General features: G+C 55.0%; 18 protein-coding genes. 10 read left to right on the top strand and 8 right to left on the bottom strand.

What is annotated here, in order from left to right; translation table 11 throughout:
* Positions 1–104: 104 nt before the first annotated feature.
* The 7 genes from HS100_10630 to HS100_10600 all read left to right on the top strand — a co-directional run bounded on the left by HS100_10630 (position 105) and on the right by HS100_10600 (position 5,899).
* The gene (locus tag HS100_10630; protein MBE7434363.1) at positions 105–806 is read left to right on the top strand and encodes a hypothetical protein; all 702 of its coding nucleotides are present in this window, start codon (positions 105–107) and stop codon (positions 804–806) included.
* Positions 807–852: 46 nt separating this feature from the next.
* Positions 853–1,314: a hypothetical protein gene (locus HS100_10625; GenBank protein ID MBE7434362.1), complete on the top strand. Its 462-nt coding sequence runs from the start codon at positions 853–855 to the stop codon at positions 1,312–1,314.
* 45 nt (positions 1,315–1,359) lie between these two features.
* A complete protein-coding gene (locus tag HS100_10620; protein ID MBE7434361.1) occupies positions 1,360–2,025 on the top strand; it encodes a response regulator transcription factor in 666 nt (221 codons plus the stop codon).
* A gap of 78 nt (positions 2,026–2,103) precedes the next feature.
* A complete protein-coding gene (locus HS100_10615) occupies positions 2,104–2,670 on the top strand; it encodes a GNAT family N-acetyltransferase (GenBank protein ID MBE7434360.1) in 567 nt (188 codons plus the stop codon).
* Between the two features lie 105 nt (positions 2,671–2,775).
* Positions 2,776–3,636: a PrsW family intramembrane metalloprotease gene (locus tag HS100_10610; GenBank protein ID MBE7434359.1), complete on the top strand. Its 861-nt coding sequence runs from the start codon at positions 2,776–2,778 to the stop codon at positions 3,634–3,636.
* A 10-nt stretch (positions 3,637–3,646) separates the two neighbouring features.
* Positions 3,647–4,225, top strand: a complete 579-nt coding sequence (locus HS100_10605) for a hypothetical protein (protein MBE7434358.1) — start codon at positions 3,647–3,649, stop codon at positions 4,223–4,225.
* 12 nt (positions 4,226–4,237) lie between these two features.
* On the top strand, positions 4,238–5,899 hold the full coding sequence (locus tag HS100_10600) for a trypsin-like peptidase domain-containing protein (GenBank protein MBE7434357.1): 1,662 nt from the start codon (positions 4,238–4,240) through the stop codon (positions 5,897–5,899).
* Positions 5,900–6,059: 160 nt separating this feature from the next.
* Here the strand turns inward: HS100_10600 and HS100_10595 are convergent, their stop codons facing one another.
* The 6 genes from HS100_10595 to HS100_10570 all read right to left on the bottom strand — a co-directional run bounded on the left by HS100_10595 (position 6,060) and on the right by HS100_10570 (position 11,328).
* A complete protein-coding gene (locus tag HS100_10595; protein ID MBE7434356.1) occupies positions 6,060–6,917 on the bottom strand; it encodes a TIM barrel protein in 858 nt (285 codons plus the stop codon).
* Positions 6,918–7,040: 123 nt separating this feature from the next.
* Entirely contained in the window at positions 7,041–7,526 is a 486-nt protein-coding gene (locus tag HS100_10590; protein ID MBE7434355.1) for a diacylglycerol kinase family protein, read from the bottom strand.
* Positions 7,429–7,899 (bottom strand): rRNA maturation RNase YbeY, encoded by a 471-nt coding sequence (gene ybeY / locus HS100_10585; protein ID MBE7434354.1) that lies wholly within the window; start codon positions 7,897–7,899, stop codon positions 7,429–7,431. Before ybeY ends, HS100_10590 begins: the two co-directional genes overlap by 98 nt.
* Positions 7,900–7,901: 2 nt before the next feature.
* Entirely contained in the window at positions 7,902–10,007 is a 2,106-nt protein-coding gene (locus HS100_10580) for an HDIG domain-containing protein (protein MBE7434353.1), read from the bottom strand.
* Positions 10,008–10,077: 70 nt separating this feature from the next.
* A complete protein-coding gene (locus HS100_10575; protein MBE7434352.1) occupies positions 10,078–10,530 on the bottom strand; it encodes a GatB/YqeY domain-containing protein in 453 nt (150 codons plus the stop codon).
* 174 nt (positions 10,531–10,704) lie between these two features.
* The gene (locus HS100_10570; GenBank protein ID MBE7434351.1) at positions 10,705–11,328 is read right to left on the bottom strand and encodes a hypothetical protein; all 624 of its coding nucleotides are present in this window, start codon (positions 11,326–11,328) and stop codon (positions 10,705–10,707) included.
* A gap of 39 nt (positions 11,329–11,367) precedes the next feature.
* On the opposite strand from HS100_10570, the gene HS100_10565 reads away from it, so the two are divergent.
* Both HS100_10565 and HS100_10560 read left to right on the top strand, forming a co-directional pair.
* Positions 11,368–11,910, top strand: coding sequence for a cob(I)yrinic acid a,c-diamide adenosyltransferase (locus tag HS100_10565; GenBank protein ID MBE7434350.1), 543 nt, complete (start codon positions 11,368–11,370; stop codon positions 11,908–11,910).
* A gap of 58 nt (positions 11,911–11,968) precedes the next feature.
* Positions 11,969–12,670, top strand: coding sequence for a DUF554 domain-containing protein (locus HS100_10560; protein ID MBE7434349.1), 702 nt, complete (start codon positions 11,969–11,971; stop codon positions 12,668–12,670).
* Here the strand turns inward: HS100_10560 and HS100_10555 are convergent, their stop codons facing one another.
* Positions 12,671–13,261, bottom strand: coding sequence for a glycerol-3-phosphate acyltransferase (locus HS100_10555; GenBank protein MBE7434348.1), 591 nt, complete (start codon positions 13,259–13,261; stop codon positions 12,671–12,673).
* 67 nt (positions 13,262–13,328) lie between these two features.
* Positions 13,329–14,801, bottom strand: a complete 1,473-nt coding sequence (locus HS100_10550; protein ID MBE7434347.1) for a DUF2867 domain-containing protein — start codon at positions 14,799–14,801, stop codon at positions 13,329–13,331.
* 127 nt (positions 14,802–14,928) lie between these two features.
* On the opposite strand from HS100_10550, the gene HS100_10545 reads away from it, so the two are divergent.
* Positions 14,929–15,744, top strand: coding sequence for a ZIP family metal transporter (locus tag HS100_10545; protein MBE7434346.1), 816 nt, complete (start codon positions 14,929–14,931; stop codon positions 15,742–15,744).
* Positions 15,745–15,776: the final 32 nt, after the last annotated feature.

The raw sequence follows: 15,776 nt of genomic DNA, 5'->3' as shown, positions 1-15,776 counted from the left end.
TTTTATAAGGGGTGTTCAAGTAGCTTTTAGATAATATTTATCACCTTTGATATGCTGCAGCCATCGAAACATCGGATTTTCTCATTCCATTTATAATCCTGCGGATGCTCAAAAAAATTATCCCGATCGCAATCCCTGTGGCGGTTGCCGTCGCAGGCATCTATCTCTTCTTCACCTTCGGGCGCGGAAAAGCCGCGGCTCGAACTTCCCAGACCTTTGCCTGGTTCAGGGACCCAGCCTCACGCCCCGAGTTGATGATGACAATCGGTTCCAAATGCGGCAATGCCCCGTTCATTTTCCCTACCAACGGTCTGATCGGTTTCATTTGGGACGATTCTTTCCGCCCCGGTCATCGCCACAGCGGATTGGATATCTTCGGCGGAACGGAAGTCGGGGTGACGCCCATCGTCGCCGCTTACGCCGGTTACCTTTCCCGCATGGAAGATTGGAAATCAACGGTCATTATCCGCGTACCTCAGGACCCGCTCGATCCGTCCCGTCAAATTTGGGTGTACTATACTCACATGGCTGATGCGTCCGGCAATTCATTCGTCTCGGAGCAATTCCCGCAAGGGGCAACGGAGGTTTTCGTCGAGGCTGGGACTTTTCTCGGCTATCAGGGAAATTTTTCCGGCGAGCCTGGAAGTCCGGTCGGTGTGCATCTGCATATCTCCATCGTCAAGGACGATGGTTTTGGGAAGTTCCTGAACGAACTCGAGATAGAGAATACCTATGATCCATCCCCGTATTTTGGCATGGCGTTGAACGCGAACGCAAACCCCGATTCGATACCGATTTGTAATTAGGCACAGGGCCGAGCCGTTGAAGAGGCGCAAGAGCGCCGGAGGAATCATGAAGGAATTGATGGAATATCGAGAAAAATTACTGGCGCGCTTGCGCGAAGCGTCAGCCGAACTTTGCGAAGCATGCCGCACCGCCAAGGATCCATTTTCGAGCACGGAAGGCGAATGGACACCTCATCAAATCGCTTTTCATGTGCGCGGAATCGACCGCGAAGTGTACGGCATGCGCATCCGGCGGACCTTGAAGGAGGAAAATCCGTTATTCAAAAACTTCGATCCCGACGGTTGGATGGCAGCACACTACAATTACGATGAGCCGCTTGGAAAAATCCTGGATGAGTTTTGGGCAGGCATCGTCGAAGTGACCGGACTGCTCAACTCCGTGCCGCAGGAAGTGTGGTCGCGTCAGAGTCAACATGAGGCGCTTGGCAAGGACCTGACCCTGCAACTTTGGGTGGAACGCAGTCTCGCACACACCGAGGAGCACCTGGCAGGGCTGAAAGACGCCTAAAATCAATAATTTTTGCCCGTTTTTCCTATTTCCTAGGGTAAAATAATGCCCATTATGAAAAAACAGAGAATCATCCTGGTGGACGATCATGAGGTGGTCAGGCTCGGGCTGAAGTCGCTCCTTGAACGACATCCCCACTTCGATGTAGTTGGCGAGGCGGGATCAGCGCGCGAAGCGCTCGAACAGACGGCGTCTCTCAAACCCGATGTGGTCGTTATGGATATCCGCCTGCCGGGCACCTCCGGCATCGAAGCCTGCGAGCAGATCGTCAACCAATTTCCCAATACAAAGGTCATCATGCTGACCTCCTATGCGGAGGATGAGATGCTATTCTCGGCAATTCGCGCGGGAGCGTCCGGCTATATCCTCAAGCAGATCGGGAGCGAAGACCTGATCAAGGCGCTCGAATCGGTGGGCAGAGGTGAAGCCCTGCTCGATCCCGCTGTCACCCAGCGCGTTTTTCAGGAAGTGAGGCGCGCTGTCAAAGAAGAAGAGGCGTCGGCATTCGCTCATCTCAGCCAGCAGGAAAAGCACGTCCTGCTTCTCGTCTCGGAAGGAAAGACGAACCGCGAGATCGCCAAGAATCTCTTCCTTGGCGAAGGAACGGTGCGCAACTACGTTTCGAGCATTCTCTCGAAGTTGAATGTGAACAACCGCGCCGAGGCGGCCGCCTACGCGGTGGAACACAACTTGAGGGATTACATATCCTGATCGACCCCATACCGGAAGAAATGGAGACACGGAACACAACTTTGTGACGATGTGTCTCTTTTTCTTTTTGACACTTTTATGTTCCCATTTGTAAAACTCAACGACGGAGTCGTCACCCTGCGGCCTTTCGAATTCGGGGAGGAAGGCGAGCTTTACAACGCTGTGCATGAATCCCTGCCGGAACTCAAGCCCTGGATGTCCTGGGCAACTGAACAATATACCGTCGATGTAGCGCGTGATTACATTGCCGTTTCACGTGCCGAGTGGTCCCGCGGATCCTTGTATGCATTTGCGCTTACGAACGCGGAAACGAATCAAATCATTGGCGGCTGCGGCTTGAGCCACTTCCATCCTATCTATAAATTTTGCAATCTCGGATATTGGGTGCGTACTTCCCGCCATGGAAACGGCTATGCGGGCCGTGCCGCAAAACTTGCGGCAAAATTCGCCTTCGAGAAAGCGGGCGCCATCCGCGCCGAGATCGTCATCGCTGTCGGGAACGAAGCCAGCAGGCGCGTTGCCGAAAAGATCGGAGCGCATGACGAGGGGATTTTGCTTAACCGCATGACCGTGCGGGAACAGATCTACGACGCGTACATGTTCTCGCTTCTCCCTTCCGACTTTGGGCTGACCGCCCGTCTATGAGCCGATCCCACACCCAAACCGGTTTCCGGCATATCGGCTATTGACGATTCCCTATATATTCAATATGATGAAGGTATCCAACTACCAGTAAAGGAGAGAATTTCCATGAATGAATCCAAGGCAATTCATGAACGGAAGCACGTCTGGCGGGACGAGATTCTGCTGATCGTCGGCTTGTGTGCGTTCGTCGCCCTCGTCTATGCCCTGGACGGCGCTCTCAACCCGCAGTTTACGCCGTCCACGCTCTTGCTGACGGGGGTTTTCCTTGCGCTTGTCCCCGCATTTATTTGGCTGACGTTCTTCTATATGCAGGACAGGGCAGAGCCTGAACCGAAAGGCTTTGTGCTGGGGGTGTTCGCACTCGGAGGCTTGTTCGCGGCGGCGGTGGGAATCCCGTTCACCGATAATCTTTTCCGTATCTCGCATTGGCTTTATACCGACACACTGTCCAAGATCGTGGGCGGCATCCTCGTGGTGGGCTTTACCCAGGAATACCTGAAATATGCCGCGGTCCGTTACAGCATCTACAACTCGGAGGAGTTCGACGAACCCACTGACGGCGTGATCTACGCCACAGCCGCGGGGTTGGGATATGCCACAGTGTTGAATATCAACTTCGTCGTCTCGAACGGAGGCGTGGATTTGGGCGCGGGCATCATCCGCATTGCGGTGGTTGCTCTGGCGCAGGCGGCTTTCTCGGGCATCACGGGTTATTTCCTCGGGCGCGCCAAGTTCGAATCCGAGCCGGTCTGGTGGATGCCCCTCGGCATCACGCTGGCGGCGGTCTTCAATGGCATCTTCACCTGGCTGCAAGTCATCGTCACCCAACCGACCATTACCCTGAGCGGCTCCACCACCCCCACATGGATGGGGCTCGTCCTTGCGGCAGTTGTTGCCCTGGCAACTACAGGGGTCATTCTCTGGCTGGTGCGCCGCAGTATCAAATCCCTGCAGGCAGGAAAGTAGGAGAGCAAACATGGCTAATAAACAAGGTTCACTCGGTGATCGCTTTGCGGAGATCACCGTCGTTCTCGTGACCGTGGTCGCGCTTGCGGCAGGGTGGTTTTACAAATCGAGCGTGGAAAATGCATCGGTCCCGTTCGAGACGGAGGGCATCAGCGCTCAAGCCCCAAAAGGTTGGTTGAATTACGATCCATCCGGTGATGTGTTGTTCCGCGCTGTGGATAGAAATTCCGCCGGATTCGGAACAACCTATCTGGTTCGCCAGATCGCAATCACCTCCGAAGCGACCGCCTCCGAAGTTGCGAGTCTTGTGGCGTTGGATCACGCCCAAAGCCTGCTTGGCTTCAACATGCTGGACCAGCAGGAGGTCAGGGATATCAACGGTCGTAACGCTTACATGATCAGTTATGTGTACGTGGAATCGAATCCGGATGTGACCCATGCATCGATTCCCAGCGTGGTGCGCGGGACCGATTTCGTCTATTTGAGCGGGGAGCGCGCCATCGTCGTTTCCTTCCAAGCCGATGAGGATAATTACGACCTCGATCTTGGAAGATTCTATCGCTTCCTGCAGTCCCTGAATTTTTCATAAAATGAGGCAGGCATGAAACCAAAATCCCTCAAACCATTCCTGGTATTCATATCCATCCTTGCCGTTGCCGCGCTGGCATGCCAGGCGGCAACCCCGGCGGTGGAACCGATCACCCCGATTACGCCTTCAGACTCACCGCCCAGCCAAGCAGGCGAATTAACCTCGGGAACCCGCGCGAATCTGATCGCTGCCACAGTGCAGATCTTCGGTTTGTTCAACGAAGGCGGGGAACTTGTCCCCGGTTATGTCGGCTCAGGAACGATCCTTACCCCCTCCGGCATGATCTTGACGAATGCGCATGTCGCCAGCCCTGCCTCGCAGGGTGAGCCGGAGAGCGAGCCGGATGCGCTCGGGGTTGCAATCATCGTATCGGAGGATAAACCGGCTGTACCTTCGTATATCGCCGAGGTCCGCGCCGTAGATGGCTTTCTCGACCTTGCCGTCATCCAGATCACGGCTTCCGTCAACGGCACAGCGGTGGATCCGAACAGCCTGAACCTGCCCTATGTACCCATGGGCAACTCGGATAATATTCACGTCGGCGACGATCTCAATATCTTTGGCTTCCCCTCCATTGGCGGCAATACCATCACCTTCACGAAGGGAACCGTTTCGGGCTTTTCTTCAGAAGACCAGATCGGCGACCGGGCATGGATAAAAACGGATACCACCATCTCCGGTGGAAATTCCGGCGGACTTGCCGCGGATAATAACGGAAACATCATCGGCGTGCCGACAATCGCAGCCGCCAGCCGCGAATCGGAAACCTCCGATTGCCGGCAGGTACAAGATACGAACGGCGACGGAGTCGTGGACCAGAACGATAGCTGCGTTCCAATCGGAGGCTTCCTTAACGGCATCCGCCCTGTCAACCTCGCCCTTCCGCTGATTCAGGCGGCTCAGGGAGGTAAACAATATACGAGTCCATTTTCGCTGCCCGGCACGGTCAGCAACCCGGGAGGCGGCTCAGAATCCGCCTCTGGCTGGGTGTGGTTGGATACCTCTCCCAGCACAGCCCAGCAATGCGACTGGTCGAACGATACACTCAACGCCTATCAGGGTCAGATACTGTGCATCGCCGCCGGGTTCGAATACAGCGGCATGACAAACGGCGAAGCGCTGGTGGAATACTGGTATTTGAACGACCAAAAGGTCGCAGAATACAGTTACGCCTGGGAATGGGGCGAAAGCGGCCTGTTCGGCACCTTCCTGCCCAACGAAGGCAAACCGATGCCCGATGGAACCTACCGCCTCGAGTTGTACGCAGGCGATGCAATGACCCCGATGGGCAATTCCTCGAAGGTGACGGTCAGCGGCAGTGGAGGTGGAGGCGGACAACAACCCTCAACGCCTTCGAGCGGAGATACCGTCACCGTGTACGGTTTGATCTACGACGCTGCGACGAACAACCCGATCTCTGGCGCATATGTCTTTGTGCTCTCGCCCGGCACAACGTACGATGAATGGGCTGCGACGAATTACAACGAAAGCTACGTCGAAGCCTTCCTCGAAACCGGCGCGAACGGGCAGTACAAGATCACCGGCATCCCGCGCGGAGTGGAGTTCACTCTCGTCTTCGCAGCGCAGGGTTACTACGACTCGTTTGCCGATAACCTTGTCGCCGGTCCCAACGACCCGGATCTGAACGAGATCAACGTCGGGTTGAGCAAGTAGAAAGCCTGCCCTGAGCAAAATCGAAGGGCAGCAAGTGGAAAGCATTCACTGAGTTGCGCTAACTGCGCCCTCGAAGTGTGGAAAGCGCCTCCGAGAGATCGGAGGCGCTTTTTCTATTACCTCCAATAACAAATCTTTCTACTTTCCTTAACAAATCTTCCTACTTTCCTTTTTCCCCACTGGTTTTCATCCAAGCCTTCTTCATCGTCAACGCATCCTCCTCCATGATCGGACTCTCACAAAGAATGCGCCCGCCGCAGTTGAACTCCTTCAATGCTTTGAACAGGGCTTTCAGATCCAAATCCGCTTCTTTCAGCGTGAGGTGGTTCTTCTCCCCTTTCGGTCCGTACTCGATGCCCGAGAGATGGATGTGCAGGTTCCTCAATGAATTGTTTCCAAGATTTTTCCCGTATCGTTCCAAAAGGCGCGACCATTCATCGTACGTATTCATCGAGCCGTCGCCGGGGCGGGCGTGGAGATGGGCGAAATCCATGCACGGCTGGACCATATCCATCGCCTTGCTCATCGCAAGCGCGTCTTCGAACGAGCCGAGCATGGCGGACTTGCCCATCGTCTCGGGCCGCAGGGTCACGTTGTCTCCGTTCTTTTGCAGTTCCTTCACGCATCCTTCAAGGCGCGGGATGGCGACCTTCAACACTTCGGCGGGGTCGTTCCCAAAATATGAGCCGGGGTGAAAAATAATATCGGTCGCACCGGCAAGATATCCGTAATGAGCCGCGTCCATCAGACGCTTGCGGGATTTGGGCCACTCATCCTTTTCCGCGTTCAGGTTGATGAAGTACGGCGCGTGGACGCTCAACGCGACGGAATTTTCCTCCCCAGCCGCTTTGATCAGCGCGCAAGTCGCCTCGCTCACGCGGACCGATTGCACCCAGCCCAATTCGAGAGCATCCAAGCCGATGCTTTTGCTGAACGCGATCGCGCCAACTGTCCCGCCAGGTTTCTTGGGCGTGCCAGTGGGCGAACCAACAGTGCCAAAGTTGAAAGATAAGGTCATGGGGGCTCCAAGGGAAGTTTCAAGTTGCAGGTAGCAGATTCCAAGTTAAAGAGGGAATATGTGAAAGGTAGAAAGTGGAAGGGAAGCGTACAATCGTAAACTTGTGCCGAGGCTGCCGAAGCGTCAGAAATCATAAACCGAAATGAGCTTTTGCCACAAAGGCGGCCCGAGGACCAGGAAACCGACGATGATGGCAGCCAGGGCGGCTACCAGAACTGCGGCGGCGCCGACGTCTTTGCCGATCTTGGCGAGGGGATGATGCTCCTCGGTGGCGAGGTCCACGATGGCTTCGATGGATGTATTGATGAATTCGGCAGTGAATACCAACGCGGCGGTGAGCGTAATGATCGCCCACTCCTGCAACGATAATCTCAACCACAAACCCAGAAAAAATACGACCGCGGCGATCAGGCTGTGGATCCACATGTTGCGCTGGGTGCGCAGAACATATCCCCAACCCTGAAACGCATACCTAAACGCCCGAATGCGCGAAAGGAAGAATTCTCTCACACTATTCCTGTATCTGAATTCGTGACAAGCCGAGCTGCTCCAAAACCTTGGCCTGTTCGGCCCACATGACGGATTTTTCCACGTCTGTGCTGTGGTCATAGCCGAGCAAATGCAAGACGCCATGCACAACCAACAGCTGCATTTCCGCTTCCACGTTGTGGCCGGCATTCTGCGCCTGCTGCCTTGCCCGCGGAATGGAGATGGCGATATCGCCAAGGTATAAATCCTCGGTTTCAGGGTCGATTTCGGCGGCAGGGAAGGAGAGCACGTCTGTGGGCGAGTCCACGCCGAGGTAGTCGAGATTCAACTCATGAAGGTGGCGGTCATCGGTCAGGACGATGGAAAGGTCTGCATGGTCAGGGTCAAACTCAAATTCCACGTTGAGAGGCGGGACGAGTTCGAGAGTCAAGGATGCGGCGCGTTCGAGCAGGGCGGCATCCGGAAAATCCAGTTGATTATCGATGTGAATCATTTTTATTTTCTCGGTGTGAGCAGGGTTGTGTCCTGGTCCGGCACAGCGGCTTTGGGATATTGAATACGCGGATGATAGGTTCCGCGCAATGTGGTGACGAATGATTCAGTGATGAGTTTCAGGTCGCGCAATGTGAGCAGGGTGTCGTCGAGCTGGTTGTGTTTTTGCACGGTCTGGATGACGCTGGTGACGAGCGCGCGAAGTTCTTCGTCGGAGGAGGGTCGCTCGGCGCGGGCGCGGGCTTCGGTGGCATCGGCAAGCATTAGCAATGCCGTCTCGCGGGAGGTGGGGCGAGGACCCGGATAACGGAATTTATCGATGTCCACCTTGGTCACATCGCCGCCCACGGCTTCCATGGCTTGATTGTATTGATAATTCGTGATGAGGGTGCCGTGATGTTCCAGAATAAAATCATGCAGGCGGCGCGGAAGGCGGTGTTTCTTCGCCAATTGCACGCCGTCGGTGACGTGACGGATGATGGTGGCAGCAACTTCCTCGGGAACGGATTCTTTATGAGCGTTGATGTTTCCCTGCACCTGGTTTTCGATGAAGAAGTTCGGATTGAGCGCCTTGCCAATATCATGGAACAATGCTCCAACACGGGTAAGCAGCGGATCCGCGCCGATCTTTTCGGCAGCCTGCTCGGCAAGGTTGGCAACCTGCAGACTATGTTGATAGGTGCCGGGGGCGTTGCGTAAAAAGAATTGCAAGAGCTGAAAATCGGGGCGGGAGATGTCGAGCAATTGCAGCGCGGTGGTGAGACCGAGCATTTGTGCCAGCATGAATTGAAGCAGGAGGGCAATACTTGCCGAAGAAAAACCGGCGAAGGCGATCACACCAATGTATTGAACGATGCCCAGCCAATCGAGAGTGATCAGCGGGATGCGAAACGCAAACAATGCCGCCGCGCTCGATAATGAAATGGCGATTCCTGCGCGCAAGAAACCCCAAAAGCGGCGGGCGGGTCCGAGCGCAAGCAGCCCGATTATGGAAGAGAACATGTAATATGGAATCAGGTCGTAGGAATTGGGCAATCCAAAGGCGGCAAGGATGGCAAGGGGAATCGCAAAGACCAGCCCCACCTCGAGGCTGAATAACGCGGTGAACAACAACCCTGCGGCTTGAATGGGATAACCGTACGGGGCGAGGGTCCGCTCCGCGAAGAGGCGGGCACCTGCGAGGAAAAGAATAAAGATAAGGGAGATGACAAGCAGGTTCTTGCGGTCGTTCAAGAATCCGGCGCGCGGTCGGCGATAGAAATAAAGGGGAACGAAAGCGGCGCACAACAAGACGACGGCTCCGGCGGCGGCGACATCCTCCCATCGTTGTCCGGGGCGGATCATGCCCAATTGCTTGAACGCTTCCATATCCGCAGGAGTGATGACCTCACCGGCGGGAACGATGGTCTCGCCCGCCTTGTATGTCTGCACAATCGGCTGGACAGCATCCCTTGCCGATTTTTTAGCGGCGTCCGTCAATTCCTGGCTGAAGAAGCTGTTCGGCACCACAAATGGCGCGACAAGTTCGGTCACCAATTCGGATTGTTGTTCGTTGAAAGTCAGGGAGACGAAGGATGAAATTCCCGTCTGTGCAGACACCACTCTGTCTTCGTAAATCGCGCGGCGCATGACCTGTTCTAGCACACGGACGGCTTCCGCCTGGACCGCATCCCACCGGGACGATGAAATGTTGAGGAGAAAATTCACGGTTTCGGATTTCAAGCGCAGGTCGCTCAACGCCAGCAGGTCCTCCTGCTTTTCCTCCAGAGTCGCTTCAACATTATCCCGGGTGGACGTGATGTTCTGCAGGGAGGTGCGCAGGCGATCGATCTGCTCCCGCGCGATATCGGGGTCGGGAGGACTATAAACTGGCTGAACCGCGCTCTCTGCGGCTTTACGCGCTTCCTCGGTGCGGATCTCGCTGACGTATTCGATGTCGCGGGGCGATTGAATCGTGGTTTGCGCCACATCCCCCTCGCCCACTGTTTCAAGGCTGGGGTTGAGTCCCAGCGGTGAGATGAGAATCCTAAATGAGGCCAGGCTGACGATAGCGATAAGGCTGGCTTGTAAAATGCGGGTCGAACGGGAAACAGGAGCGCGCTGGGTCATAGGTGGACTTCGGAGTCAACGACTCATCGTTGGCAGAATCCAAAATCTTCCGGCTTTGGATTCTGCCGCTTCAGTCCTGTTTTGCAAGCAGCTCCTTCACCATCGCGCTGATGGCGTCATTGGGGGCGCGGCCGGCCACTTTTGGCATGACAGCCTTCATCACTTTGCCCATATCGCTCGGCGCAATTGCGCCTGTTTCCGCGATAGCGGCTTGCACCAGCGCGCGCAGTTCCTCGACGGGCATGGCTTTGGGAAGGAATTCCTCCAGCACTTTGATCTCAGCTTCGTTATCCGCGACCAGGTCATCGCGGTTGGCTTTCTTCGCCTCTTCCAGCGCCTCGCGCCGGTTCTTGACCTCTTTTTGGATCAAGGCTGTGACAGTGATGTCATCCAGTTCGGCGCGTTTATCCACTTCCGCCTGCTTGACGGCTGCGAGCGCCATCCGCACGGTGCGTTTACGGACTTCATCTCCGCTCTTCATGGCAGATTTCATTGCTTCATTGAGTTTTGCTTTTGTATCCATGAGTTCATTATACCTTTCTTGAGTTACGTAAAAAATATTGCGATGATGTTTGGCAAAGTAGACAAACATCATCCTAAAGTTTGTCACCCTGAGTGACATCTTGCGCCACGAGGGGTTCCCAAGATAATCGCAGAAATGCCTCGTTATCTCTCAGCGTGACATTAATAAGATTGATTATTTATCCACAAACCTAGCGAACATTTCGGGGGTGAGCAATTTTCGAAGCAGTTCGAACTCATGGGTTGTGCGCCGGGTCGCGGCAGCAATCGCGTATGGAAATTTCGGTCCCTGCGCGGGCTCGTCGAGATTCATCCAGCCGTGAGAATCTTTCGGCAAAATCTTCAAAACGAATGGACGGAGAAATTTGAAGTAATACAAGGCGTCCAATGGAAAATAGATCTTGCCGGAGCGCAGGCTTGGGCTTTTGACAAGCTCCCGCTTCAGCGGTTCGATCTCGGGCGGGGGCGGAGGCGCAGCATCGAATTGATCCAGCCAGAGAGTCACATAATTGCTGTGGGCGTAGAAATCCTGAGCGGTATGAAGCAATCGCCCAAACGCAATCCATGCGCCGAGGATACCGGGTGACAGTAATGTTGCAAGCACATACCCGCGCTGCTCGTTGATATAGCGGTCACCTTTGTCAAAGGCATTGTTATCGTAATGGATCTCATCGTGAAAGAATTGATTCCGAAGCGCGTCCTGCCTGACATTGGCGGCAATTATGATCTCCAGCGCGCGTTCGCTGAAATGGGAAGCAAGCGCCTCGCGTGTCATTCCGACGTGGTATTCAGCATACATGCGCGCCATTATATCGGACAATGTGTGTATAATGCCTGCATGACTTTTTATACGGCAAAAGGCGACGATGGTACAACAGGATTGCTCGGCGAGGGGCGCGTGCCGAAATATCATGTGCGGATGGAAGCGGTCGGCACGCTGGACGAGGCGTCTGCGGCATTGGGACTTGCCCGCGCGCAATGCTCCGCGCCTCAGACTCCCCGCATCCTGGTCGAAGCCCAGCGGGATTTATACAAGCTGATGGCGGAGGTTGCCGCCACGCCCGAAAATGCGGAGACGTTCCGCCACATTGACGAGGAACGCGTGAGATGGCTAGAGCATGAAACGGATGAATTGAGCAAGGTCGTCGAGATGCCGCGTGAGTTCATCCTGCCGGGAGATTCGCTCGGCGGCGCGGCGCTTTCACTGGCAAGGGCGGTCATCCGCCGGGCGGAACGGCGCGTGGTGGAGTTATACAACTGGGAAAAAGTTATTAATCCCCATTTGCAAAGGTATTTGAATCGCCTTTCTTCGTTGTGTTTCGTGTTGGAATTATTGGAAAACCAACACGCGGGAAAAAAGACTTCATTGGCGAAGTCATAAACGGACGGGGTCTCGACAGCCCCACAGACCATCGGTATCAATTCATCAAAAGGAACTTATGACTGGAACGATCATCAATGTCATTGCCGTGTTGATCGGCGGAGCGATCGGCCTGTTTTTCGGCTCACGCATCCCGGAACGATTCAAATCCACCATCGTTGCCGGTCTTGGTCTGTTTACCGCCGCGATGGGACTGCAAATGTTCCTAAAAAGCGAAAATCCGCTGATCGTGTTAGGCGCATTACTGATCGGAGCATTGCTCGGCGAATGGTGGAAGATCGAAGACGGTATGCAGGCGCTCGGTCAAATTCTCGAAAAACGTTTCTCACGCGATGAGGAGGACGGGTCAGGTTCGCGCTTTGTGCGCGGATTCATGGTTGCGTCTTTGTTATATTGCGTTGGTCCGATGACCATCCTCGGCTCGATCCAGGACGGATTGACTGGCGACTACAATCTACTGGCGGTTAAATCCACGCTAGACGGGTTCGCTTCGATAGCTTTCGCCTCCACATTGGGGATCGGAGTGTTATTTTCTTCGCTTGTCGTATTTGTTTTCCAGGGCGGAATCAGCCTGATGGCGGGACAGTTGAGCGCCATCATCAGCGACCCGATGCTCAATGAGATGACCGCAGCCGGAGGCGTGATCCTGCTTGGGTTGGCGATCAGCAACCTGCTGGAGATGAAAAAGATCCGCGTGGGGAATTTCCTGCCTGCACTCATTGTCGCGCCGCTGATCGTGTGGGCGCTGGAAAAATTCTAATCAGGTCTTCTTCTCTCTATCCAGCCATAACTCGCGATACTTGCGGTTCCAATCGACCAAAAAGCGGAAGGCGATGACCACGCCGACTCCCACCCCCACCCAAAAGGTAACATCTCGGAAATTCAACAACCAAAGGACTGGGGCAATCAAAATCCCGGCAAAGACGCTTGCACGCGCCGAGTGACGGACCACAAGCACAAGAAGAATCAAAAAGCCCAGGCAAATAAGAAAAGCGAGCGGGTTGATCGCCAATATCCCGCCGCCTGCGGTGGCGAGACCCATCCCGCCGCGGAATCCGGCGAAGAGGGGCCAGCAATGCCCGATGACAGCGGCAGTTGCTGTCATCGCAATTATTTGCAACTCGCCTGAAAATTCGACGGCAAGCCAGGTGGGCAAAAATCCTTTTGCGATATCGAGAACGAGCACAAGAGCGCCCCAGCCGAATCCCGCCTGGCGGATGGTATTCGTCGTGGTGGCGTGACCCGAACCGGAATCTCGCACATCCACATTTTTGACGAAGCGCGTGATCCAAATCGAAAACGGAAGCGAGCCTGAAAGATAACCAAGGAGGGGAAACAGGATGTTGATCATGAATCATATAACCCCGTGAAGTGAAAAAGTGAGCAGAAATCAGTCCAAAGTGAACAGTGAGTGGAAATCAGTATGCCCTTGCCAGCACTCGTGCGCGTGAGGCGAGACGCCGCGACAACCCGTCGAAAAGCGGCTTATGAAAGGGCCACATGGCATACCAGTATAAAAACCCAAAGAAGCCATGCGGTGCGAAGTATGCTGTGACGGTGAACAGGGTTTTGTTCCTATCCCCTCCCAACGACTCTGACTCGAACTGAAGCCACGCCTTGCCCGGTATTTTCATCTCCGCCCGCAAACGCATCAGATGATTCTTTTCCACTGTTTCCACGCGCCAGAAATCGAGGGACTCCCCTGTATGTATTTCATCGGGGTGACGGCGTCCGCGCCTCAAGCCGACGCCGCCAATGGCTTTATCCATCCAGCCGCGCATCGCCCACGCCCAATCCATGAAGAGCCAGCCGCGTTCTCCGCCGATACCTGTGTAGGAACGGAACACAGTTTCAGGCGGAAGATCGATCACGGTCTGGCGGCGTTCGATGTACATGCCTTCTTCGACCGTGAAACGATAGGGCTTGATGTCACCCGCCGCAGTGACCAGGGCGTCCGACCAACTCGTTTCCACATTATCCCGCGCGATACGCCCCAGCGCGAGACGCACGGCGGTTTGATAATCAATGGGTTGAATCTGCGGGAATAGTTTCTTCGCCGTCTCGTCGCGGACAATTAACTCCGCGCGCAAGCCTTCGATCAATGGGGCGACCACGCGCCAATGGATCGGCGTGACCATATGTACCCAATAGGCGGATAACCTCGGAGCGTAAAAAGGGGTGCGGATCAACCATCGGCGGAGATTCCGCTCCCTGGCATAACCCAGCAGCATGTCCGCGTAGGTGAGGCGGGTCGATCCGCCCACCTCGATGACCCTGCCGGTTGCTTCCGGTGTCTTGAGCACGTCCACCAAATAGGAAAGCACATCGCGGACAGCAATCGGCTGGGCTTGTGAGAAGAACCATGCGGGGCAGACCAGAACCAACTGACGTTCTGTGATGTAGCGGACCATCTCGAACAATGCCGAGCCGGAGCCGATGACCATGCCCGTGCGTATTTCTGTCACGGGGGTTTTTCCGTGACGGAGGACGAAGCCGGTCTCATGCCGCGAACGGAGATAAGGTGAAAGGTCAGCGGTCGGGTCGACAAGTTCGCCGAGATAAACGATCTGCTCGATGCCTTCCACTTCCGCGGCTCTTGAAAAATTTTCAGCAGCTTGCAGGTCGCGCACTGCGCTTTCGCTCCCGCCTTGTTTACCATGCATCAAATAATAAGCGACCGAGACCCCTTTCATTGCCGGTTTAAGTTCACCCGGATTAAGCGCATCTCCCGCCGCGACTTCGACCCTACCCAGCCACACCCGCCCCTGCAAACGTGAGGGATCACGCACGAGGCAACGCACCCGATATCCGGAGTCGAGAAGTTTTGGAACCAGCCTTCCGCCGACATAGCCGGTCGCGCCGGTGACAAGAATGAGTTTTTCCTTGGTCATGATGACAGATTATATCTTCGAGACTCATGCGGGATGTCATAATTTTGGAGGAGGGTTGTCAGGTTTTATTCCTTGATGCCGGTTTTATAATGAGTCCGCTGGAAAGAATATTTTTGGATGGTCAAGTATGTCTTATGAGTGGTTCGAGGGGTTGAATCCCATCATGCAGGCGCTGCTGGCAACTTGTTTCACCTGGTTCGTCACAGCCTTGGGGGCGGCAGTTGTATTTTTCTTCAGGGATGTCAACAAGCGGGTATTGGATGCAATGCTCGGTTTTGCGGCGGGCGTGATGATCGCCGCCAGTTTCTGGTCTCTGCTAGCGCCTTCGATCGAAATGGCAGAAGAAATGTCCATGGTTGCATGGCTGCCTCCAGCAGTCGGGTTTGCGCTCGGCGGAATCTTTTTATGGAGCGTGGATAAGGTTCTGCCGCACCTGCATGTCGGTTTTCCCATTGAAGAAGCGGAAGGGATCAAAACACACTGGCAAAGGAGTATATTGCTTGTCCTGGCAATCACCCTCCACAATATCCCCGAGGGACTGGCGGTCGGAGTTGCATTCGGCGCAGTCCACGCCGGGCTTCCATCGGCAACATTGACCGGGGCGATCGCGCTCGCAATCGGCATCGGTTTGCAAAACTTTCCCGAGGGCACATCTGTGGCTGCGCCGCTTCACAGGGCGGGCATGAGCCATATGAAAAGTTTCTGGTATGGCCAGCTATCCGGCGTGGTCGAGCCGCTCGCTGGGATGCTTGGCGCGGCTGCTGTGATTCTTGTCAGACCGTTATTACCCTATGCGCTCGCATTCGCGGCGGGCGCAATGATCTACGTGGTGGTGGAGGAACTGATCCCCGAATCACAACTTGAAAAGGACATCCACATTGCGACCGGCGGCGCCATGCTGGGATTCATCATCATGATGATTTTGGATGTGGCACTGGGTTGATCGGAATTCGGCTCGTAATCTAATGTAAAATC

The organism is Anaerolineales bacterium (assembly GCA_015075725.1).
Classification (GTDB): domain Bacteria; phylum Chloroflexota; class Anaerolineae; order Anaerolineales; family Villigracilaceae; genus Villigracilis.
Note: the sequence above shows the minus strand (reverse complement) of the source record. Positions and strands in the feature narration are given on the sequence as shown.

Bases quoted from the DNA above. Each gene is read 5' to 3' on its own strand.
- HS100_10630 (MBE7434363.1), top strand. From the start codon at position 105: ATGCTCAAAAAAATTATCCCGATCGCAATCCCTGTGGCGGTTGCCGTC.
- HS100_10625 (MBE7434362.1), top strand. From the start codon at position 853: ATGAAGGAATTGATGGAATATCGAGAAAAATTACTGGCGCGCTTGCGC.
- HS100_10620 (MBE7434361.1), top strand. From the start codon at position 1,360: ATGCCCATTATGAAAAAACAGAGAATCATCCTGGTGGACGATCATGAG.
- HS100_10615 (MBE7434360.1), top strand. From the start codon at position 2,104: ATGTTCCCATTTGTAAAACTCAACGACGGAGTCGTCACCCTGCGGCCT.
- HS100_10610 (MBE7434359.1), top strand. From the start codon at position 2,776: ATGAATGAATCCAAGGCAATTCATGAACGGAAGCACGTCTGGCGGGAC.
- HS100_10605 (MBE7434358.1), top strand. From the start codon at position 3,647: ATGGCTAATAAACAAGGTTCACTCGGTGATCGCTTTGCGGAGATCACC.
- HS100_10600 (MBE7434357.1), top strand. From the start codon at position 4,238: ATGAAACCAAAATCCCTCAAACCATTCCTGGTATTCATATCCATCCTT.
- HS100_10595 (MBE7434356.1), bottom strand. From the start codon at position 6,917: ATGACCTTATCTTTCAACTTTGGCACTGTTGGTTCGCCCACTGGCACG.
- HS100_10590 (MBE7434355.1), bottom strand. From the start codon at position 7,526: ATGACCACAGCACAGACGTGGAAAAATCCGTCATGTGGGCCGAACAGG.
- ybeY (MBE7434354.1), bottom strand. From the start codon at position 7,899: ATGATTCACATCGATAATCAACTGGATTTTCCGGATGCCGCCCTGCTC.
- HS100_10580 (MBE7434353.1), bottom strand. From the start codon at position 10,007: ATGACCCAGCGCGCTCCTGTTTCCCGTTCGACCCGCATTTTACAAGCC.
- HS100_10575 (MBE7434352.1), bottom strand. From the start codon at position 10,530: ATGGATACAAAAGCAAAACTCAATGAAGCAATGAAATCTGCCATGAAG.
- HS100_10570 (MBE7434351.1), bottom strand. From the start codon at position 11,328: ATGTATGCTGAATACCACGTCGGAATGACACGCGAGGCGCTTGCTTCC.
- HS100_10565 (MBE7434350.1), top strand. From the start codon at position 11,368: ATGACTTTTTATACGGCAAAAGGCGACGATGGTACAACAGGATTGCTC.
- HS100_10560 (MBE7434349.1), top strand. From the start codon at position 11,969: ATGACTGGAACGATCATCAATGTCATTGCCGTGTTGATCGGCGGAGCG.
- HS100_10555 (MBE7434348.1), bottom strand. From the start codon at position 13,261: ATGATCAACATCCTGTTTCCCCTCCTTGGTTATCTTTCAGGCTCGCTT.
- HS100_10550 (MBE7434347.1), bottom strand. From the start codon at position 14,801: ATGACCAAGGAAAAACTCATTCTTGTCACCGGCGCGACCGGCTATGTC.
- HS100_10545 (MBE7434346.1), top strand. From the start codon at position 14,929: ATGTCTTATGAGTGGTTCGAGGGGTTGAATCCCATCATGCAGGCGCTG.